At 39.6% G+C, this 22,241-nt stretch carries 21 protein-coding genes; 3 read left to right on the plus strand and 18 right to left on the minus strand.

The window, feature by feature from the left end; translation table 11 throughout:
* Positions 1 to 2 precede the first annotated feature (2 nt).
* Positions 3 to 440, minus strand: coding sequence for a MarR family transcriptional regulator (locus F606_RS0110750; RefSeq protein ID WP_019553890.1), 438 nt, complete (start codon positions 438 to 440; stop codon positions 3 to 5).
* 120 nt (positions 441 to 560) lie between these two features.
* On the minus strand, positions 561 to 1,811 hold the full coding sequence (locus tag F606_RS0110755; protein WP_019553891.1) for a M20 family metallo-hydrolase: 1,251 nt from the start codon (positions 1,809 to 1,811) through the stop codon (positions 561 to 563).
* Positions 1,812 to 2,075: 264 nt separating this feature from the next.
* Between F606_RS0110755 and F606_RS0110760 the strand changes: the two genes are divergently transcribed.
* Complete coding sequence (locus tag F606_RS0110760; protein ID WP_019553892.1) at positions 2,076 to 3,239, plus strand: 3'-5' exoribonuclease YhaM family protein; 1,164 nt, start codon at positions 2,076 to 2,078, stop codon at positions 3,237 to 3,239.
* A gap of 64 nt (positions 3,240 to 3,303) precedes the next feature.
* Here the strand turns inward: F606_RS0110760 and F606_RS0110765 are convergent, their stop codons facing one another.
* The 13 genes from F606_RS0110765 to F606_RS0110825 all read right to left on the minus strand — a co-directional run bounded on the left by F606_RS0110765 (position 3,304) and on the right by F606_RS0110825 (position 17,422).
* The gene (locus F606_RS0110765) at positions 3,304 to 3,732 is read right to left on the minus strand and encodes a HutP family protein (protein WP_019553893.1); all 429 of its coding nucleotides are present in this window, start codon (positions 3,730 to 3,732) and stop codon (positions 3,304 to 3,306) included.
* Positions 3,704 to 5,164, minus strand: coding sequence for a sodium:solute symporter family protein (locus tag F606_RS0110770; RefSeq protein ID WP_019553894.1), 1,461 nt, complete (start codon positions 5,162 to 5,164; stop codon positions 3,704 to 3,706). The genes F606_RS0110765 and F606_RS0110770 overlap by 29 nt, the downstream gene beginning before the upstream one ends.
* Positions 5,165 to 5,441: 277 nt before the next feature.
* Positions 5,442 to 6,113 carry a deoxyribose-phosphate aldolase gene (gene deoC, locus F606_RS0110775; protein ID WP_019553895.1) on the minus strand — a complete coding sequence of 224 codons (672 nt, stop codon included), beginning with the start codon at positions 6,111 to 6,113 and terminating at the stop codon, positions 5,442 to 5,444.
* Between the two features lie 11 nt (positions 6,114 to 6,124).
* Positions 6,125 to 6,580 carry a ribose 5-phosphate isomerase B gene (gene rpiB / locus F606_RS0110780; RefSeq protein WP_019553896.1) on the minus strand — a complete coding sequence of 152 codons (456 nt, stop codon included), beginning with the start codon at positions 6,578 to 6,580 and terminating at the stop codon, positions 6,125 to 6,127.
* A gap of 218 nt (positions 6,581 to 6,798) precedes the next feature.
* Positions 6,799 to 7,830, minus strand: a complete 1,032-nt coding sequence (locus tag F606_RS0110785) for a zinc-binding dehydrogenase (RefSeq protein ID WP_019553897.1) — start codon at positions 7,828 to 7,830, stop codon at positions 6,799 to 6,801.
* 74 nt (positions 7,831 to 7,904) lie between these two features.
* Entirely contained in the window at positions 7,905 to 8,828 is a 924-nt protein-coding gene (locus F606_RS0110790) for a transketolase family protein (protein ID WP_019553898.1), read from the minus strand.
* On the minus strand, positions 8,828 to 9,649 hold the full coding sequence (locus F606_RS0110795; protein ID WP_019553899.1) for a transketolase: 822 nt from the start codon (positions 9,647 to 9,649) through the stop codon (positions 8,828 to 8,830). Before F606_RS0110795 ends, F606_RS0110790 begins: the two co-directional genes overlap by 1 nt.
* 11 nt (positions 9,650 to 9,660) lie before the next feature.
* Complete coding sequence (locus tag F606_RS0110800; RefSeq protein ID WP_019553900.1) at positions 9,661 to 10,701, minus strand: galactitol-1-phosphate 5-dehydrogenase; 1,041 nt, start codon at positions 10,699 to 10,701, stop codon at positions 9,661 to 9,663.
* Between the two features lie 159 nt (positions 10,702 to 10,860).
* A complete protein-coding gene (locus F606_RS0110805; protein WP_019553901.1) occupies positions 10,861 to 12,123 on the minus strand; it encodes a PTS galactitol transporter subunit IIC in 1,263 nt (420 codons plus the stop codon).
* 69 nt (positions 12,124 to 12,192) lie between these two features.
* Positions 12,193 to 12,480, minus strand: a complete 288-nt coding sequence (locus F606_RS0110810) for a PTS sugar transporter subunit IIB (protein ID WP_019553902.1) — start codon at positions 12,478 to 12,480, stop codon at positions 12,193 to 12,195.
* Positions 12,481 to 12,535: 55 nt separating this feature from the next.
* Positions 12,536 to 13,006 (minus strand): PTS sugar transporter subunit IIA, encoded by a 471-nt coding sequence (locus F606_RS0110815; protein ID WP_019553903.1) that lies wholly within the window; start codon positions 13,004 to 13,006, stop codon positions 12,536 to 12,538.
* Positions 12,996 to 15,941 (minus strand): sigma 54-interacting transcriptional regulator, encoded by a 2,946-nt coding sequence (locus tag F606_RS0110820; RefSeq protein WP_245542113.1) that lies wholly within the window; start codon positions 15,939 to 15,941, stop codon positions 12,996 to 12,998. The genes F606_RS0110815 and F606_RS0110820 overlap by 11 nt, the downstream gene beginning before the upstream one ends.
* Positions 15,942 to 16,294: 353 nt before the next feature.
* Complete coding sequence (locus F606_RS0110825; protein ID WP_019553905.1) at positions 16,295 to 17,422, minus strand: ROK family transcriptional regulator; 1,128 nt, start codon at positions 17,420 to 17,422, stop codon at positions 16,295 to 16,297.
* A 169-nt stretch (positions 17,423 to 17,591) separates the two neighbouring features.
* On the opposite strand from F606_RS0110825, the gene F606_RS0110830 reads away from it, so the two are divergent.
* The gene (locus F606_RS0110830; RefSeq protein ID WP_019553906.1) at positions 17,592 to 18,308 is read left to right on the plus strand and encodes a phosphatase; all 717 of its coding nucleotides are present in this window, start codon (positions 17,592 to 17,594) and stop codon (positions 18,306 to 18,308) included.
* 210 nt (positions 18,309 to 18,518) lie between these two features.
* Positions 18,519 to 19,949 (plus strand): amino acid permease, encoded by a 1,431-nt coding sequence (locus F606_RS0110835; protein ID WP_019553907.1) that lies wholly within the window; start codon positions 18,519 to 18,521, stop codon positions 19,947 to 19,949.
* A 71-nt stretch (positions 19,950 to 20,020) separates the two neighbouring features.
* On the opposite strand, the gene F606_RS0110840 is transcribed toward F606_RS0110835, so the two are convergent.
* From F606_RS0110840 to F606_RS0110850, 3 genes are read right to left on the minus strand one after another with little or no spacing between them, the layout of a single operon-like run.
* On the minus strand, positions 20,021 to 20,479 hold the full coding sequence (locus F606_RS0110840) for a CoA-binding protein (RefSeq protein ID WP_019553908.1): 459 nt from the start codon (positions 20,477 to 20,479) through the stop codon (positions 20,021 to 20,023).
* A gap of 28 nt (positions 20,480 to 20,507) precedes the next feature.
* Positions 20,508 to 20,945, minus strand: a complete 438-nt coding sequence (locus tag F606_RS0110845) for a cupin domain-containing protein (protein WP_019553909.1) — start codon at positions 20,943 to 20,945, stop codon at positions 20,508 to 20,510.
* 55 nt (positions 20,946 to 21,000) lie between these two features.
* Entirely contained in the window at positions 21,001 to 22,143 is a 1,143-nt protein-coding gene (locus F606_RS0110850; RefSeq protein WP_019553910.1) for a RuBisCO large subunit C-terminal-like domain-containing protein, read from the minus strand.
* Between the last annotated feature and the right edge of the window lie 98 nt (positions 22,144 to 22,241).

Consider the following 22,241-nt stretch of genomic DNA (forward strand, 5'->3'; position numbering starts at 1 on the left):
TGTTAAATTTTATCTAAATCAGCACTATACGCTCTGTGCGATAGATAATGGAAGCCCTGCAAAACAATTTCTACGGTTTTCGGGTCTAACCCCTCACTCAAAAAATCAATCCAGCGACAAACTACATTACGCAGGAATTCTTCCTGTTCATTTCCTTTTTCTGTTGTATAAATTCGTTTGATCCGCTTGTCCACTTTACCTTGTACGCGTCGTACATAGCCTTTCATTTCCAGCGATTTAATCGTCCGCGCAACGACAGCTTTATCAACAAACATTAACCCTGCCATATCCTCCTGACTTACGCCCTCATGATCATAAAGGTTCAGAATCAATACATATTCTGAAAATGTAATATCCAAAGGCTCACAAGCTTTCACAATATACGCCTGTGAACGACGATTTAATATACCAAACCAACGACTTGCATTTCTATAATCCATAGTTTCCTCCCTAGATAGTTGATTTAATCAACTTAATTGTAACAAACAATTCACCTAATTACAATCATTTACGTAAAAATAGCCGCTGAAGCAACTGCTTCAACGGCTACAATCTAATAATTATACAGACTGCTTCCAGCTAAATTCTTTTTGTGACAGTTTACAGATAACTTGATAGAGCACATCTGTCGCTGCTACAATATGTTCCATCGATGCCGATTCAGCTGGATTATGGCTAATGCCGCCTTTACATGGAATAAAGATCATTCCAGTCGGAGCAAAAGCAGCAAGGTGCATCGCATCATGTCCGGCACCGCTTGGCAGCTTCATATAAGAATAGTCTGCCTCTTTGCAGATATTGATTAAGGCATCCTGCACCATTTCTTGAATGATGACAGGGGTTTCATTGACGATTGTTTTAATATGGACTGGAATATCCCGCTGTGCGGCAATTTCTTTTATCTTTGGCAAGAGCAGCTCAACCATATGAACTTTTGCTGGCATAGATATGCTGCGAATATCAACCCCAAGCTCAACACGCCCTGGTATTACATTCATGACACCAGGCGAAACTTGAATCGCACCCACTGTACCAACAAGCTGACCTTTGGCTTCTTTAGCCAATTTTTCGACCAGCAAAATGATTTCGGCTGCCGCACATAAACCATCATGCCGCAAGTGCATCGGCGTGGCACCTGAATGATCCGCATCACCTGCCAATATTATTTTTAAGCGAGTTGGTGCAGCGATGCCGGTAACGATCCCAATTTGTTTACCAGCCGCTTCTAATAGTTTACCTTGCTCAATATGGATTTCTATAAAAGATTTAATTTTTCCCGTATATTTTGCTGTATCAAGCAAAGCAGGATCAAGACCCCGATAACGCAGCATATCAGCAAGTGAAATCCCCATATCATCAACCAAAGCATCCAATTCCGGACTGGTTAACGTACCGCAAAAAGCTCTGCTGCCAAGATTTGCCGCGCCAAAACGACTGGATTCTTCCGCCATAAAAACAACAACTTCTAATGGGTTTTCACTGACAAAGTTATTTTCATTGAGCCAATTAATTACTTCAATTGATGCCAAAACTCCCATAACACCATCAAAGTTCCCACCCTTGGGAACACTGTCAATATGAGAACCAAACATGACTACATCTGCTGTAGGATCTGAGCCTTCACGACGACCGATTAGATTACCAAACGAATCGCTGCGAACAGCAAGACCAGCTTTTTTCATCAAACCGATAATAAACTCACGCGCCCGCCAATCTTCATCTGAAAAAGCCAGTCGTGTAATGCCGTCTTCTGTATCCGTAAATTCTTTCATAGCATTAAAATTATGCAATAATCTTTCTTGTGATAACATATCCATACCCCTTTTCCTTTGCCAAAATGTGCTTGTTGCCCACCGTATATGGTAATAAAAAATACATCCATCCTGTTTATATTGTTTACACAAAAGAACATTTTCTTAGGCCTTAAGTAGTGGCTTATTCTTGTATCATAGCACATCTATATCAAAAATCACATATCGAAACCAAAAATCTTAACAGACAATTTACATTACGATAACATGCTAGCTTGGCAAAATCATTATAATGAAAATAGATATATACAGGAGGTAGATGCAATGAATCCATTCTTTACTTTTGCGAACCAAAAATGCAGCCGTAAAAATTTTTTGCAAATATCCATCGGAGCCGCTGCAGCTGTTGCACTTATGAAGATGCCCTCTTTATCGGCAGCTGCACAAATTGAGCTTACCCCGATTCCACTTGCCCAATGCCCTACTGATCCTTTGATTATATCGCAAAAATCACAAAATGTTCAAAACGCTTATAAAAAAGTTCTAACTTTTGTTAATAAAATTACCGATCGGACTTTACGAGAAAAAGTTTTAGCTATCATTCAATATCCGGCACCAACGGTAATGGAACAATATACCAGCAATAGTTCTGTTGAAAGAACGTATCAAAAATTATTGCAGAAAAAGCTTGTCGATCCAGCCATTATCACTTGGGAAACTTTATTCCCACCGTATCAAAAACCAACAAAACCGGTTCAGCTTTTTATATCCGCCCCCGGCAGCGGCTATAGCAGCCACCATTCTTATCCTGGTGGACTTGCCATACATACTGCTATTAATCTAGGTATTGCGGATGCCATCTGCAGCATCTACCAAGATACTTTATCATATGAAGTGAATCGTGATGTTGTCCTAGCCGCAGAAGCCTTACATGATTTAGCCAAGCCATGGGTCTTTCAATGGAATACAGACGGGTCCTGCCTTAAAGAATTAACAATCGCCGGCACTGGTTCCCACCATATATTAAGTATTGCGGAATCCATCCATCGCAAATTGCCTGCAGAAGTTATTGTAGCGCAGGCTTGTGCCCATAATCATCCAGGTACACCAAAAGACGAAGCCGATGTCGTCAGCTGGATTCAAGCTAGTTCGATTATTGCTGGTGTTGACCCTGTTGCGTTAGGTTTATTAGCGCCTGATGGCAAGACCCTTCCACTCCCGCATAAACAAGAAGGTTATATCACTCATCTTGGGGATCATGATTTTGTAATCAGTGTTCCTGCCGCACAAAACAGTATACAATTATTAAAAAAATTAGCACAAACTGATTACGGGATGAGTTCAACTGACCTTGAAACCATCCGTTTCAATAAATTCCGCAACTACATTGGAGCCCAGCTAAGTTTTATGCAGTTAAACCACACGGCTGCATCTCCCGATCCTTCGGCTGGCATAAAAACCCTCGTCGCTCAGGTTATTACAAAATAGTTTTTGCCTTTCGACAAAAAAATCAGTGGATTCTGTATCCCCCATACAGAATCCACTGATTTTTTTATATTTCTTTAATGGACCGATGTGCAAGCCCCACACAAAGTTCATTTAAGTTAAGCACCCCAACACTCATATAAATCGCTACGCAAAGATGTTCCCCATAACGAGCAATACCAATCTTCCCGCCAACATTAAAACCGATTGCTTTCATTTTCACCTGTTCAAGTGCCGCACTAGCAGCACCCGCAACCGCACCAGCACCGATATGGTTTTCCGGCACAATTTCCTGACGCTGCGCGGCAACCACAGCTCGTTCAATAATTTTGACGATAGAATTCACGAATTCGCCGCCAAAATCAACAGCAGTGGCTTTTATTGCTTTATTTGCCAAGGCTTGTTTAATCTCATTTTCTTCTTCACGGCTGGCCGTCACAGCAATTTTAAGGGCTGCCCGACCAACATCAACGCTCGTAAATTTTGACGTCTCCACAAAATGCCTCCTTTGTTTCATTATCTATTCCTATTTGTGCCGGTTTTTTAATTGGTTCTGCATCAAATACAGCGGTCAAAAGGAATGTTGCTGTGCAAATAATCCATTCAAAATAAATAGGGTGTCCCAATACTTGAAGTTCAGGGAATATCCCCCATATAACAAGTCCAATAAGACCAACAACCGTCGTATAAAAAGCAGAACTTTTGCGGCATAGCTGCGGCATAAAAACAGTAAATAAAAACACTACGGTAAATGCCGTTGTCAAACTAAGACCCGCCAGCATTGTTTTGAGAATCCCCACCGCATTAAATGCGAGCCATAACGTCCCCAGACCTAATACTAAAATGATAATTCGGTTGACCTTGATAAACTCTTGATCCTGTATATTCGGCTTGAAAAAACGTTTATAGATGTCTTGGGAAACAAGCGTGCCGGCACCTAAAAGTATCGTACAAGCAGTTGACACATCCGCCGCCCACAATGCTGCCAGCGTAACACCAGAAGCAATCGGATCTAAACTCATAACCACTTGCGGCAAAGCCATCGTCGGATTCACATCGGGAAACTGTACCTTGGCGGCAAGCCCTAAAATAGCACATAAAAATCCTATTGGAAAAATCAAAATCCCACCCCAAATAAATCCTCGCCGAGCCGTTTTTGCATCTTTGGCCCCGCAGGCAATTTGCACCGTTCCTTGTGATGTAATAGCCTGTGTTGACATTACACAAATCCAGCCGAGCACAACAGCCAGTCCCAGTCCCCCTAAAGGGCTGAGCCAGCCAAAATCAGCTGGTGGAAGCTGCTCTACAATATGTCCAAGACCTCCATTGTTATACAAAACCATCGTCGTCGAATACAAAATACCAATATAAATAAGTGCTACACTCATAATATTAGAAAGCCCTGATGACCACAACCCGCCGATTAGTGTTATCCCAATAAATACCACCGCACTGACAATCATCCCGCCTTGCATCGTAAACATATCCGGCATAAGCGAAGACAAAATTGCGCCCCCCGCTATATATTGCAAGGAAGTAATAACCAATAAAATAATGGCAAGACCTACCGCACTGATCATACGACCTCGTTTATCGTAATATCGTTCAAAAAGTTCCGGGATTGTCGAGCAGTCTAATGCCCGATATTTCCCGGCAGCAGCCACTCCCATAATAACAGCGCCAATAGCCCAGGCAGCATTATACCAGCCCGCCGCCAAACCAACACTAATTGCATTTTCAGCAACGCCGACTGTAGAAGCCGCCCCAACAGCCAGCCCCGTTACATTGAAGGCAATCAACGTAACCGTAAGTTTTCGTCCCGCAAATAAATAATCGGCTGAACCTTGATCCGCACGATGTTTGACATAAAAGCTAATCCCAAACAAAAGTGCAATATATACACAAACAATTATAAACTGAATAGACATAGCTATCCCTACCCTTCTACCATCCTACACAAATACAGACATCGCTGTATTCAAAACTACAAAAGCTAGCCCCTGCCACCATCCTACACTGCTACAACAAACCTCCTTTTGGCAGGTCTATATTCTTTGCATTATATAAGAAATAAACAAAAACTTCAATACTTTTGCCATAAAAAACATGAATTTTAAATTCGTTACATAAAACAAAAAAATCCTGTAAAATACAGGATTTAAAGAAAAATTTTATTCCTATTTATCGTACCACCGCATAGCAAAATCAATAATCACCGTCTATTTTTTCTTCATTGATTATTTTCACTGCATTGCTTGTACCTAAGCGACTTGCACCAGCTTCCAGCATCGCACAGGCATCCTGCCATGATCGTATGCCGCCAGCGGCTTTGATTTTAATCGAATTTCCTGTCACCGACTTTAGCAGTTTGATATCTTCAATCGTTGCGCCACCACCATTGAAACCCGTTGCTGTTTTAACATAATCGGCACCGGCTTCCATAATAATTTTACAAGCTGCCACTTTTTCTTCCTGAGACAGTAGTGCTGTTTCAATAATAACTTTTGTCAAATTCCCCCTAGCTGTGTGTACTACAGCAGCAATGTCTTGTTTGACAACATTATACTCTCTAGACTTCAAAGCTCCGATATTAATCAGCATATCAATTTCTACTGCACCATTTTCAACCGCTTCTGCTGTTTCAGCAATCTTAGTGTTTGTTGTCGCTCCACCCAAAGAAAACCCAATTGGGACACCGACCTTAATTCCATGAGGGGACAACATCTTTACGGCATAGGGTATCCAGTACGGATTGACAAAAACTGTCTTAAAACCATATTGAATCGTTTCTTCACAAAATATTGTGATATCCGTTCTACTAGCTGTCGGTTTCAGCAATGTCGAATCCAAGACAGCAAGCATAGCTTCTTTATTCATTGAATTACACCTCACTTGCCCTTATTAGCTTCATAATCGGCAATATATTGAATTCGCCTTTCATGTTTCCCCCCTAAAAATTCTGTATGCAGCCAAATGGAAGCAATTTCCCACCCCATAGCTGGAGAAATGACTCGTGCTCCCATGCATAACACATTTGCATTATTATGTTCCCGCGTCGCTTTCGCTGAGAACAAATCATGTACCAACGATGCACGAATTTTAGGCACTTTATTGGCCATAATTGACATGCCTATACCCGTACCGCAAACTAAGATTCCTAGTTTTGAATCATCATCGGCTACAGTCTCCGCTACCAACTGGGCAATCGGTGAAAAATCAACGGCGTCTTCACTATAGGTACCTTTATCTTCAATACAAAAGCCTTGCTGCTTCAATTGCTTAATTAAATACGTTTTCATCGAAAAACCCGCATGATCACTGCCAATTACAATTTTTTTTTGCATACTGCACCCCACATTTATTTACTATGGATTTTTCTTATATTTATATAAAACGAACTTGGTATCTCGTAAATAGTCAAAATAAAAATTTATTTTCTGTCAACGATGAAACTGAACATACTACATTTTAAAATTTTCATTGAGCTCAATAACTGCAGAATAACCTGCACATTGCTGTATCATCCGGCCGAAATCTACAACAGGAATTATTTATTAAAAATTTACGCTAAGGGTTCCAAAGCAATTTTAATGGCTTCACCGCTTTTTAAGAGTTTGTATGCTTTATCCCATTCATCAATTTTCATTTTATGTGTAATCATCGCTGCCGCTTGAATAGCCCCACTGTTCATAAGATCCAATGTTGGTTCCCAATCATGTGTATTTTGGCTTCGACTGCCTGAAACAACAAGTTCCTTTTGGATTATTTTTGAAAAATCAACTACTACTTCATTTTTAGCAAAAATACCAACTTGAATATATTGCCCTTGTTTCCTTAATAAATCCATGCCCATCTGCATGGATGGTACGGCTCCTGTACAATCGAAACAAATATCTGCACCATAACCTTCTGTTAATCCATCAATCACCGTTCTCGGACTTTCCGTTTGTATATCTACCGTATAATCAATCCCCAAGGTTTTCGCTTCAGCCAGACGTTTTGAATCTTGTGTAAGACCAGTCATCACAACTGTCCCGCCTTTTGCTTTAACAATTTGTGCCACTAACAGCCCAATTGGTCCGGGGCCAAGCACAAGCACGATATCATTTTGATGGATGGTTGCTTTATCAACACCATGGTATGCACAAGCTGCCGCTTCGGTGATCGATGCATCTAAAAATGTTACATGTTCAGGCAGACGATGTACACTTTCCTTACGAGCAATTACATAATTCGTAAAAGCTCCGTCTTGCTGCGTACCAATCCCCTTACGAGTTGCACAAAGATTATATTTTTTTTCTTGGCAATAACGGCAGGTTCCGCAAATTTCAAACGTTGTTTCCGATGTAACACGATCTCCTATTTTGAAATCTTTTACATTGGCACCTAGTTCAACAATTTCACCAGCAAATTCATGTCCTAACGTTACGGGGGCAGCTACTTTATAATTGCCCTCAAATGTATGGATATCCGAACCACAAATACCCGCATATTTCACTTTTATCTTAACCTGATCCGCATTTATTTGCGGTTCTTCACGATCAATCACTTCTAAATGACCTACCCCTAAAGCTGTTTTTACTAATGCTTTCATACTGATTCCTCCACTAAGTCAACTTATAAATTTAGCATTTTTGTCACGATTACCGCAAACCATATCCATAATACTCAAGACAAAAATTTTACTGCTTTTATGATATCCGTTTCTGTTAATCCATATTTTTCCAAAAGTTCTGTTGGCGAACCAGAACAACCAAACTGATCTTTTACACCAACCATTGCTATTTTAACGGGATAATGTTGTGAAACAACTTCACTAACGGCACTACCAAGACCACCGATTACGCTATGTTCCTCAACCGTCACAATTTTCCCGGTAAGTTTTGCTGTTTCAATAATTAATGCTTCATCAATGGGTTTAATGGTATGAATATTAATAACCCTGGCTTCAATACCTTCTTGGTGTAATTTTTCCGCAGCTATCAGAGCCTTCGCAACCATAATTCCTGTTGCGATAATCCCGACAGCTTTGCCTTCACGCAGTACTTCACCTTTACCCCAATTAAACTGGTATCCTGCGTCATGTAAATCTGGTGTTGCTGCTCTGCCCAGACGAATATACACGGGTCCATAATATTGTACCGCTGCCTTAATTGCTTCTTCTGCTTCTTTTCCATCGGCTGGATTGATCACCGTCATGTTAGGAATACTGCGCATCAAAGCAATATCTTCAATCGCCTGATGACTTCCGCCATCTTCACCAACTGTTACACCAGCATGGGTTGCGGCAATTTTCACATTTAATTTCGGATAAGCAATCGAATTACGAACTTGCTCAAAAGCACGACCTGCGGCAAACATGGCAAATGTACTCGCAATTGGTATCTTACCGCAAGTTGCAAGACCAGCTGCCGTTCCCATCATGTCCTGTTCGGAAATACCCATATCAAAGTAACGCTCTGGCGCAACCTTTTTAAATACAATTGATTTCGTAGCATTACCTAAATCCGCATCTAATACTACAACTTTCGGATTTTTACTTAACTCTTCCTGCAAGACTTTTGCATAAGCTTCTCTCGTTGCCACTCCCATTATTTTTCACCACTTTCTAGTTCTGCAACCGCTTGATCACGTTGCTCCAGGCTAGGCGCTTTGCCATGCCACCCCACTTGATTTTCCATAAACGATACACCTTTGCCCTTGATTGTTTCAGCAACAATGACCGTCGGTCTGCCTTTTATGGTCTGTGCCATCGCAATCGCCGCTTCAATTTGTTCGAAATCATGTCCATTAATTTCAATTACATTCCAGCCAAATGCTCGGAATTTTTCTGGAATTGGATTCACACCCATTATTTCATCGTTTGAACCATCAATCTGCAAACCATTATGGTCAATAAATAATGTCAAATGATCAAGTTTATAATGAGCACTGCTCATAGCCGCTTCCCAAATCTGGCCTTCTTGTATTTCTCCATCTCCAGCAATAGCATAAACTCGATAATCTTTTCCATCTAATTTTCCTGCCATTGCCATACCATTTGCAACGGACAGCCCCTGTCCCAAAGACCCGGTAGACATATCGACACCAGGTGTTCCTTTCATGTCAGGATGACCTTGCAGCATCGCGCCACATTTGCGCAATTTAAGCAGTTCTTCTTTTTTAAAAAATCCTCTTTCAGCAAGGACTGAATAAAGTCCGGGAGCCCCGTGTCCTTTGGATAAAACCAAACGATCGCGATTTTCCCATTTCGGATTTTTTATATCTATATTCATCTTTTCAAAATAAAGTACCGTTAAAATATCCACCATGGAAAGCGATCCACCAGGATGTCCTGACTTTGCCTCCGCCAGCATCTTAATAATATTGATGCGTACATTCTGAGCGATTTTTTTCAAGTTCAATGTATCCATAACAGCCTCCATCACTCTACAACCAATAAAATTTTATTATATTCTTCTTTGCGCTCTTTAATCATCGAAAAAGCAGCCTCTACCTCAGACAACGCAAAACGATGTGAAATCAATTTTTCAAGTTCAATCCTGCCATCTTGGATGTATTCAATACTCTTTTTCCACGCGGCCCCCGGGAATGGTGCAGAATAAGAATTCCAAAACCCTTTCAGCGTCAATTCATGGCGAAATATACTTTCAAACGATTTTTCTTTCAATAAAATATCACTGCGGGCAATACCCAGATAGCCGACTTTACCACGTTTTTTAGTCACCACAAGACACTGTTCCTGTGTGATTTTTGATCCAGCAGTTTCCATGGAAATGTCAACGCCCATTCCGCCTGTTAATTCTAAAATTTCTTTTTCAACATCTGTTTTTAAACCATTGATGCAATAATCCGCCCCCAAAGCTTTGGCTTCAGCAAGTTTTCGTTCCGAAATATCAACTGCAATAACACGACGCACGCCATAAATCTTACACCACTGTAAAACAAGTTGACCAATTGTTCCCATACCTAAAATTGCCACTGTATCACCCATTTTAGGAGCAATTCCCAAAACGCCATAGGCTGCTACTGCACAGGGTTCAATCAAAGCCGCTTTTTGCAGTTCAATGGAACCAGTACGCAAAACATTCGCTGCCGGAACCTTGACATATTGGGCATATCCCCCGGGGACATCAGCGCCAAGCATCGTGATATCATCACAAACAGAATAAAATCCTGATTTGCAATTAATACATTCTCCACATGGAATCAACGGCTGAGCAACCACGGCTTCGTCTAACGCAAACTCTTTAACATTTGCACCGGTTTCAACAATTGTGCCAGCAAATTCATGTCCCGGTACACCCGGAACCGGATATTTCCAGTTTTGTAAAATACGCGGACTATCTGAACCACAAATCCCACAAGCACTTACTTTGATAATAACATCATCTATTCCACACTCTGGATCCTTGATGTCATCGTAACGGATATCACCCGTTCCATAAATTACTGCTGCTTTCATCTTCAGCACTTCCTATCCTTTATTTATACCAAGAGGTTAAAGAGTACTTTCCAGCTGCATAACTGCCAATTTGATAGCTTTAAAGTACTCTTTGGCCTGCTCAAAATACCGAAACTTATATTCGTTCCACGCTAAACATCCTTCTACTTGATTTTTAGCTTAAATCAACTGGAATATTTTAATTACGATCCAGTTTAAGAAGTTACCACCCATATCTAAACTTGAAATCATTGCTGTTCCCTCTGGCATATTAAAGTGTGCCAAAAGTGCTGCTTGCGTATGGAACGACGCAATGTTCGTTGCCATTAACAATGCCAATCCCATAACGATCGTGCCTGCGATAACGGAATGAACGATATTGCCTCGTGCTGCACCAACGATAAACGCAACATAAAAACAGATTGTAGCCAAATCACCAAACGGAAGTACTTGGTTCCCTGGTAAAAGAACTGCTAAAAACAATGTAATAGGAACCAATACCAGTGCCGTCGCTATTACAGCGGGATGACCTACTGCCACAGCTGCATCTAAACCAATTGTAAGATTCCTGTCTTTACCAAAATTCTTGCTTTGTAAAAATTCTCTAACAGATTCTGAAACAGGTATTAACCCTTCCATTAATATTTTGACCATACGCGGCATTAAGAACATAACACCCGCCATGGAAACACCAATTTGTAAGATTTTATCCAATCCATAACCAGCCAGAATTCCCAGCAGCATACCAAGAATAAGTCCCATCATCAACGGTTCACCAAAAATACCAAATCGTTTCTGAATCGTATCCGGATCGGCTTTCAAATTTTTAATTCCAGGAATTTTTTGTACGAGTTTAACGATAGGTATACCGATGAGGCCACAAGCAGCCGTTGAACCAGTTGGTAAAGATACACCATCCAGTCCAAAAAACTTCTGAACCATTGGTGCTGTTTTATCAGCAATTTTTAAAACAGCAATTTCATATAAAATACCTGCTACAATCGCCAGTAGCCAATTACCGCTTGTCAACACGTAAACCGTTGCTGAGGCTGAAGCAAAATGCCAATAATTCCATATATCAATATCGACTACATCAGTACATTTTGTTATTAGCAAAACAATATTGACGGCCATACAAATTGGAATCATAATGGCAGCCACTGGCGAAGCCCAGGTTATTGCTGCTGCTGCCGGCCAACCAACATCTATAATATTCAACACTAACCCAAATCTTGTAACCATTTGTTGTGCCGCACCGCCCAAATTCGTTACAAGTAAATTAATTACCAGATTAATACCAACAAAACCAACACCAATTGTTATCCCAGATCGAAATGCTCTTTTGAAACCTTGTCCAAATGCCATACCGATCAAGGTAATTACGATTGGTAACATAACAGTAGGCCCTAAGTTCAAAATAAATTGTACGGACTCTAATAACATATTATTTCCTCCTACTATACTTAAATTAGACCTTTAAAAATGATGCATTTTACATAAATATCCCTGTTTTTATTTTAATGCGTCAAGAATTTCCTGATCAATTTTACCGGGATTGATATTTGTTAAATAGTTTACAGCCTTCACTACAGGAATTTTATAGGCTCTTGATAAGATGGTAGTTGTCACTAAAAGATCCGCTTGATCTTCATAGCTTCCTACTTCCGTGATTTTACACTGAATAACTTTTGCATTAACATGATTGGCAGCCAATAAAGTTTCCACTTTTTGTCCTACAACAGTTGAAGTAGCAATCCCTGTGCCACAAGCAACTAAGACGATTTTTTGTCTATCCACCATAATCACCTCCTTCCATTCATAAAATTATATAAACAGTTTTTCTATATAAAACTGCTTATTTCTCTTCAATACCTAATTTGTCTAACATAAATGATTTAATATTTCTCTTGTTTGTTTCCTCAGCCAAATAAGCCAGGGCAGTCTGGTCTTGTAAAATTGCCATGAGTTTCTGCAATACCCCAAGCTGAGCGTGCTGTTCTTTCATCGCCATCATAAAGGCCAGCTTTACTGAAATCGTTTCTGTTTCTTCCCCCATAATGACAAAGTCCACCGCTTGTTCAAACCTTGCCATACAGATTGTCGGCTCATTTACATGAATAATATCGGTATGAGGAATTGCGACTCCATAGCTGGCTGTCGGCAATCCTGTAGCAAATACCTGTTCTCGGGCAATTACAGCACTTTTATAGCTGTCTTTCACATAACCACACTCAAAAAGCTTATCCGCCATTTGGGATAAAATTTCTTCTTTTTCTTTTCCCTTGAGCCCCAATATGATTAAATCTTCATCTATTTTAATTTGCATTATAAATCAATGCCTCCCTTAATTCTGCTTCTGTATCTGCTTCTTCAATTTTTCGAATAACTTCATTATTTTGGAAACGTTGATATAAATACCGCACACCATCTTTACCATTAATGTCGAGTCCCAATAGACATATAATCTTCGTTGATTTTTTATCAGCCCAAGTAATACCGGTATTAGACTTAGCAAGTATGATGATCGATTCATTAACATAAGAACTATCTGCGTGCGGTAATGCAACCTTCTCATTAATTAAATAAGACCCCATTTTTTCTCTAGCAAAAACGGCCTCTGTATAGCCTTGTTTTACATACTTTTCTTCCATTAATATCGTACACATTTTTTTCAAGATCTCTGTTTTTGTATAATGTACGTTGTCTAACATAAGAATTTTCATTTTCTTTACCACATCTGGTACCGTAACCTGCTTTTGTTCAATAAGTACGACTGGATTCATTGCTTCATTTAGGAGATACTCTACACTGCTGTTACCATCAGGCTGCGATAAAAGTTCACTCATCGAAATATAAGGTATCCCTTGTATATGCGGATCAACACTGCCAACCATCGCTATGACATCATATTGCATCAGAATTTGCTGAATTTGTTTATAAATATCATGACGACCAATCATTCCCACATTTAAAAAGGCAATATTCTGTAATCTGTCACCAAACATTTTTTTCATCTGTTCCTGACAGTAGAGTGCAACACCTTCACCCGTAAAGCAAATTGTGATAATGGCTTTTTGCCGCAAAACATTTTGTGGTTGTGCTCTCATTTTAGGAAAAATATAGTTTAATTTTTCAATATCAGAAATCAACTCTGTTAAATGCGTTCCTGGTAAAATACTGCGCCGCAAGGCTTCAATTACCATCATCGTATCCACACGGCCAATCGTTTCAACGTTTATTTTTGTCCTCGTCTGAATAATTTCACCAAAAGTTAGCAGCGACCCAAGGTCTACCATTATTAATACACCTTTGCCTTCATCCGCACTTACTATAACCGTCATTAATCGTTCTAGGGCATCATGCGGACTTTCTTCAAAACTCATATTGAATGATTTTCCATGTGTTACATTGAGCAGTTTATGGGCAATTTCCAACATATTACTGCCCACATTACCATGTGTTGCCACTACAACACCGACATTGCCTTCATCTTCTCTCTCATTACCATGTAAATATAAAGCAATATAGCTAATTTCATCATCCGGCAAATCTATTTGGTATTTCTCGCGAATCACATTCACCATTTTTGCTGCAACCGCATATTCTACATGAAATTTCTTTTTAATATCCTCTAAATTAGGATTGATAATTTTCGTACCCTGACTGAGCCTGGTAAAGGTAGCATTCAAGTGAATGGCTAAACAATACACCAGCGATTCATCCAATTTACCAAGCTCGTTTTCTGCCACTCGTAAAATATCTTGTGCCAGATATATCACTTCATTCCCAACGACTTTAGAAACCTCCGCAAGTGTAAGCGGTGTCAAACGATGCTTAATATGCGCAATGACATTTTGCAGTTTTTGTTCAATCTCATCACCTATTAACTGCTTGATTTGCTGCACATCCATCCCTTGACTAACATATGTGGTATGTCGTTGTTCAATATATCCATAAAACGCTTTTGGAAAACTATAAACATCATCTTCCATAGAACTTGGTTCCTGGCACAGCTTTGGCTCAAAATGAAAATCTTTCCAGACCAGTGCATCCAGTTCTTGACGATTGCTCTGAATTCTAAGCAAACCTTTTTTTACATACAGACTTAAATTTGGCAAATCAACTTTAACAATTCTTTCTTTTTTGGTCACATATGACAGAAAGCTCTTAGCACAAGTCACTTGAATATCACTCTTAAGCTGGCCGATATTCCCCTTACACTCATAGAGAAGATACGCTTTAATGACATCAAGTGCCACCTGCATCGGTGCATTCATCCGTGCCGATTCATACCCAAAAAATCTTTGAATCAGCTGCAGTCGTTCTACTAAAGGACGATCCACTAAGGATGGTATGTTAATTAACATTGGTATCCGCCGCTTAAACGTTATGAGTAAACTCGTTTCAATATTTTCTGTGGTTGCAGCAATCAGCTGCACGTTTGCCTGCCTTACAGCATCGGCCTCCCCTAATCTGCGAAAATGGCCTTTATCAATCAGTTGAAACAACATTTCCTGGCCTTCCGAGGATAATCTATGTACCTCATCAAGAAATAAAATTCCACCATCTGTTTGTTCTATTAAGCCTCGACGTTCTGTTGCTGCACCCGTGTAAGCTCCTTTGACACAGCCAAATAATTGCGTAATTAAAAGTTGTGAATTTTCGGCATAATCTGCACAATTAAATATCGTGAACGGTGCGGTTTGAGGCAGACATTCTGCCTCAATGGAAAATCGGTACATCGCTTCGGCAAGTTCACTCTTACCGACACCAGTCTCACCAACAATCAAACAATGCAATCCATGTGGTGGATATAGCATCGTCGCCTTCGCCTGCTGAATTTGGGTATGAAGGCTCCCGCCCGTACCGACTAAATTTTCGAATGCATGATATGATTTTTCCACGATTTCCAAAGAAGAGCTTTCTTTTGGTAATCCACCGATGAGATCTGCATGAATGCTCTGTAATTTGATATTTTTCATATATTTATGCAATAAATAACTTGATATGGAATATCCTTGTTTTTGCAGCATGTTTTGTATTTCTAAATTAGAAATATCCTTATTATCTGAAAGCATATTTCTAATTTCCTTGCAGATGTACTCTTGTTTTCTTTCTCTTGAATCCAAAATTTTCAATTCTTTGCGAAGTAATGTTACATACTCTCGACTCACTAACAGCTGTTTACAAAGTTCTGTATCCGTATACGGCTCATTATGATTTTCTTCTGCAATAAGATTTTGGATGTTCTCTCTCATCATTCGCCCTCCTGCCTTTATATATTGCAAGCCTCGTGCCAAAGAAATGTAAGTTCTCCCGAAACCGCATTATTCAATGTTTTCTGAATATTACCATTTACATATTTTTATGTTCGTATTTACATATGTATATCTAGCGATGCATTTTTCAAACTAATATCACATCCTTCTATTCTCAGCTTACATATTTTTAGTTTTTTAACAACATATATAAAATACTTTTACAAATGTTGTTCATGATAAATCATAGCAAGAGAAAATTGACTCGTCAATCTCAATAATTTCCTTTTACGCAATAAAAAAGCCTCGAATAAACAGTTTCTATAAATCAACTGTTTATTCGAGGTTTCTGTTTTTCAAATCGCCTTAATAAATCGTTCAATATGACGTAACGCCGCACCTGCAGCAATCGCTTCTGTCTTATATTGGCAGATCTTAATGACACTCCTGTTCATTTTAAAAGGATTTTGTGCTTCAACTTTTTCTTGTAATACTTCGCTATATTTTTCCATATACATACCAACATAACCACCCAAAATAACCGTACAATCAAATAACATAATCGTATTATGTATCGCCAATGATAGATGATCCAGATACACGTTCCAAATTTCCACAGTTTTTTTTTCGCCTTGCTCTAATAACAGGAAAAAGTCCTCTAAACTGCCTTTGGCAGTATCCGCTAAAACGGTCGCTGCACAATATGTGTCAAAGCAACCCTTTTGTCCACAATAACATTTTTTCCCCTCTGGAACAATAATCATATGTCCAATTTCCCCGCTGCAACGTGTATCCCCCAGATATTTCATATTGTCAAAAAATACCGCACCACCGATACTGTTACCAAGCGAAATATAAAAGACATTCTTCACATCGTTTGCTACCCAAAACTCTGCAAAACCTGCAACTTCTGAATCATGGCATAAAATACAGGGATATGCTATATAACGAGAAAAGCGCGAGCACGTCTCCCCTGTGTTCTGTAAAATAGCCCCATAAACAACCATCGATTCATCTTCGGAAATCAATGCTGGAACAGCAATCCCAACACCAATGATTTTCGCTGGGTCAAATCTATTTCGCTCGACAAACGCATCAATAAACGATCCAACATTTCTATAATACTCATCATTCGCACCAAAGGGAAAACGAATTCGCTGCGTTGCCAAAATATCACCCGCAAGATCAATTGCAACAATACCAATATGGTTTCGCGTAATATCAAGACCAATAGCCATCTTGACATCATTGACACATGTAAGTACCTGTGCTTTGCGACCGCCAGTAGATTCGAATGTTCCAGCATTGGTGATCAAACCCATTTCACTTAAATCTTTAAGATTTTGCGTAACAGTTGGTAAACTCATTTTAAGTTCATAGACAATATCTTGTTTGGATACTTTTTTTCTTTGATAAATTAAATTAAAAACATGCTGGCGATTCATTTTTTTGATTTCCATTGTCGTACTTGCTTCATTCCTCATTCCACCACATCCATAAAAAGTTTTTAAAAAGTCCTTTCTATATATTATCATAGAATGAAATATTTGATAATATCATCTCGAAAAATCAACAATTTTACTTCTTGATCTATAAGGACTATAATAAAATTTATTGCTAAATATTTTAAATTGAAAAGAGGTCTTCCTATATATGAAAGATATTTTAGATGCACATATGCATACCCTTATGAGTGGTCATGCTTACAGTACGATTCGCGAAATGACTCGTGCCGCGAAAGAGAAAGGTCTCGAACTCATTGGCATAACCGAACATGCACCCTTGATGCCTGGAACTTGCCATGAAATCTACTTTCACAATTTCAAGGTAATTGATCGCAGCGCTTACGATGTCGAACTTCTCATGGGTTCTGAGGTGAATATCAAAAATTTTAACGGTGGTCTCGATTTACCCGAAAAGGCCTTGCGCAAAATCGACTATGCCATTGCTAGTTTGCATGACATCTGTATAAAAGCAGGCAATATCGAACAAAATACTCGTGCTGTAATCGGTGCTATCCGAAACCCATTTATCAATATCATCGGACATCCTGACGATGGCTGTTTTCCACTTGATTATGAACAAATTGTTCTTGCAGCCAAAGAACATCACGTATTACTTGAAGTGAACAACAGTTCGTTTCACCCATTGGCCAGTCGGCAAAATTCTCATGCGAATGCCACCACCATGTTGAATTTTTGCAAAAAACATAATGTCACTATTATTATGGATAGCGACGCTCACATTGATCTTGATGTTGGCAATCATACATATGTCCAAGCTTTACTAAAAGAATTATCTTTCCCTGAAGAATTAGTCGTCAACACGTCCGTGCAAAAATTCAAATCTTATCTTAACTTGATAAAATAAATCACCTCAACAATGACTCCCTCTTATTAATATTTTATATATTATCACTAGCATAAGATATTAATTCAAAATAAAATAATGAAAAACAGCTACATAACTTTAATAAATAAAGTTATGTAGCTGTTTTTCATTTGACATAACACTTACAAGTTACTATACTTTTATAGATTGCTTAAATTAACTTTATAGAAAACAGGTGTTTTTGAATTGATGAACTTATTTCGTACGAAAAGTATTGAACAAATGCGTAGCATGGCTGAAAATTCAGGCATGAAAAAAAGTTTAGGTGCCGTTGATTTAATTTTACTCGGCATCGGCTGTGTAATCGGCACCGGTATTTTTGTATTGACGGGTGTTGCAGCAGCTAAATACGCTGGTCCTGCTGTTATTTTATCTTTTATTATTTCTGGTCTTGCCTGCGCATTTGCTGGACTCGCGTATGCCGAATTTGCTTCGATTGTTCCCTCTTCCGGCAGTGCCTATACGTACACCTATGCTTCACTTGGTGAATTTCTAGCCTTTTTAGTGGGTTGGAATCTCATTCTTGAATATACCGTTACGGCTAGTGCTGTAGCCTCAGGCTGGTCTGGTTATATGGTTGGGCTGCTGAAATCAGTCGGAATCGAATTATCCCCAGCCTTTACACTTGTGCCTAGCGATGGCGGCATCATCAATCTTCCTGCTATTTTCATTACTTTATTCTTGAGTTTTCTCTTAGTACGGGGCACACAAGAGAGCACAAAAATAAACCGTATTCTAGTTTTTGTAAAACTTATTGCTGTATTTATTTTCCTTATATTAGCTGGTCCCAATGTTGATACCGCAAATTGGGAACCATTCATGCCCTTTGGTTTCTCTGGTGTCACTGGCGGTGCAGCCATCGTATTTTTTGCCTATATTGGGTTTGATGCTGTAGCAACTTCAGCCGAAGAATGTAAAGACCCATCACGGGACTTACCAATCGGCATTATCGGTTCTTTGGTTATCTGTACCGTTTTATATGTCGTTGTGGCCGCTGTCTTAACCGGTGTTGTACCTTATACCGAACTTAACAATCCTGAACCCGTTGCATTTGCCTTACGTTATATTGGTTATAATATCGGTTCAGCCGTTGTCGGAGTAGGTGCTATTGCTGGCATTACAACGGTATTGCTTGTTTTATTATACGGTCAGGCCCGTATCTTTTTTGCGATGTCTAGAGACGGCATGGTTCCCGCAAATATTTGTAAAATCCATTCTCGTTATAAAACACCTTACATCGTAACAATTGCTGGTGCTGTATTTGTCTCACTCATTGCCGGTTTTGCCCCAATCGGTCTGATTGCCGAAATGGCAAACATCGGCACACTCAGTGCCTTTTTGATCGCCGCAATTGGCGTCATGGTGCTGCGCCTGACGAAACCTGATCTGCATCGCACCTTTCGTTGTCCAGTTGTCTGGCTTATTGCACCACTCGCCATCCTCTCCTGTGGCTATCTCATGTACAACCTGCCATTTGACACCTGGATTCGCTTTTTTGTCTGGTGCGGCATTGGTTGTATTGTTTATTTCACGTACAGTTATCAACATAGTACCATCAATATAAAACCAACTACGAAAAATGCAATAACCAATGTCGAAGATATAAACACTTCTGTATAAATAAAAACGCTGAATCATCAAATGATTCAGCGTTTTTTATTGCAAAATAATAGAGTCTCAATCGAACCAGACTATTTATCTGGTTCAATGTGATACCGCTCTGCCTCAATTTTAATGCATAAATCTGCAATCACCGTCAAGCCAGCAAGCTGTGCCTGATTGATTGCTTCCCTGTTCATAATTCCCAGTTGAAACCAAATCACTGCCATCTTACAGGCAATTGTCGCATTAACAATCGGCAAGCAATCATTATTGGGACGAAAAACATCAACGATATCGACGTTTTCCGGTATGCTATATAGATCCGGGTAGGAACGTTCCCCTAAAATAAAAGAGTGATACGGATTGACCGGAATAACCCGATACCCACTTGCTTGTAAGTAGACAGCCACCTTATAGCTGTCTTTCGTTGCATCTGCTGAAAGCCCGACTATAGCAATTGTTTTGCTTTGCCGTAAAACTGTCTTGATTGCAGTTTGATCCTGGTATAATGCTTGTTCTGCTAAAGTAAGTAACAAATCTTTATCCAAAAAATCTCCTCCTGCTTATTAGGTAAATTTAAACGTCTAGAAATTCGGTAATGCTTGGATTTTGTTTTAGTTCGCTCAACTGCTCAGCTGTCGGCAATTGCACTTTATCACGATCCACATTCACTAAACATAAAAAGCCGAGTGGACTTTTCGCATTCGCCCTGAAACGATGCCATGTCTTCGATGGTATCGTAATGATATCCTTTTCTTTGACATCATGGATCGTATCGCCGAGCATAACTTGCCCGCAGCCCCGCAAAATCAAAACAAGATGCACATGCACATGACGTTCCAAAGATGAGTAGCCGCCTTCCTGTACTTCAAAATAACGCAGCTGACAGGGAATATCGTCCAAGCCATCAAATAAAACCTGGCGAGTAATACTTTTAAAATTTGTCCCATTTTCTTTATATGCTAAAACATCTATATTATCCCAATTATAATCACCTTTATATTCTACAATCATTTCCAAATCCCCCTATAAACTTTTATCACAACTATTATTTTTTACCAAATTAAAATTATTTTCCTGCTGAAGCTTGTTCAACCAGAGCCAAAAAAGCCTTACAATTATCCGCTAAACTACGCCCGGGTTTAAAAAGTCCGCCTCCCATCAAAAACAGAACTTCTTTACCGTAAAACTTCATCAATTCAGGAATTCGCTCCAAGATCATACCACCACCGGGAGCCGGAAAAATAGGTTTCAGATGCCCCATAGAATCCTGTGTCCCCGCTACTATACTCTGGCACTCTGCAATACTAAAAGAAAAGCGCCCACCAAAATTGGGATAAACAACCGCATCCGCTCCAGCTAAGCGGCTAAGCTGCCCATAAATTACATAATGAGAAAGTCCCACTCCCTGGGCTGCATTTATAACGTAACTGCCTTGAAATGCCGGATGGCTAAAAATCGGCAAGGCTAATGCTGGGTCTTGTGACAACCAGCGCAGCGTATCCAAACCAATCAGGCCCGGTGTAAGCAATAAACCGCCCGCACCTACTTTCTTCGCAAAACGACTGCGTTCCATAATTTTATCGATCGGCCCTGTAACATTTGGTATATACAGACTGTTACGCCCCGTACGACGATTCGCTCTTTGCACAGCCTCACTGCACAAACGAACTCTTTCTTCAAACGGAGCAAAAATCTGATTGCTGAGACCATGATCATCTTTAATAATATCCATCCCGCCCACAGCACATTGATAAACAATATTTGCGAGCTGCTCCGCCGATAACCCCATTGGTTTAATTGCCGCAAACAGCAACGGACGATGAAACACTCCCAGAATTTCTCGCAAGCCATCCCGCCCGAACCGCGGTCCTGCAAAGGCCTCCAAAAGACAATCGGGTAAATTTAAACGATCAACCAAAATGCCTGGTTTAAGACTGATATTGCCAAAAATAACATTCAATAACTGGGTTAATTCATAAGCGGTTGTTTCTACCGCATAACTAATTTCCAGACGATAACTTTTTGCATCAGGCAAAAGTCTCAAACTTTCAATTTTACCGACAATTTCAGCTTTTATAAAACCTGCTGACAAAAGTTCATAGGGATATTCTACCGTTTGTTCAACACAAATATCCTGTGCCTGCTGATAAACTTCTGCCTCATTGTTTCCTATTATATGATAAATTACTGAAAAACGCTGTTGCGCCATATGAACCAGCACTCCTTATCTATTACAATCATTTTTATACAGAAAAAGCTAAGGACAGCAAATAAAAGTGCCCTTAGCCTTTAGTTTTTCTAATCAGC

Origin of the sequence: Propionispira raffinosivorans DSM 20765 (assembly GCF_000381065.1) — a bacterium.
Lineage (GTDB): Bacteria > Bacillota > Negativicutes > Selenomonadales > Selenomonadaceae > Propionispira > Propionispira raffinosivorans.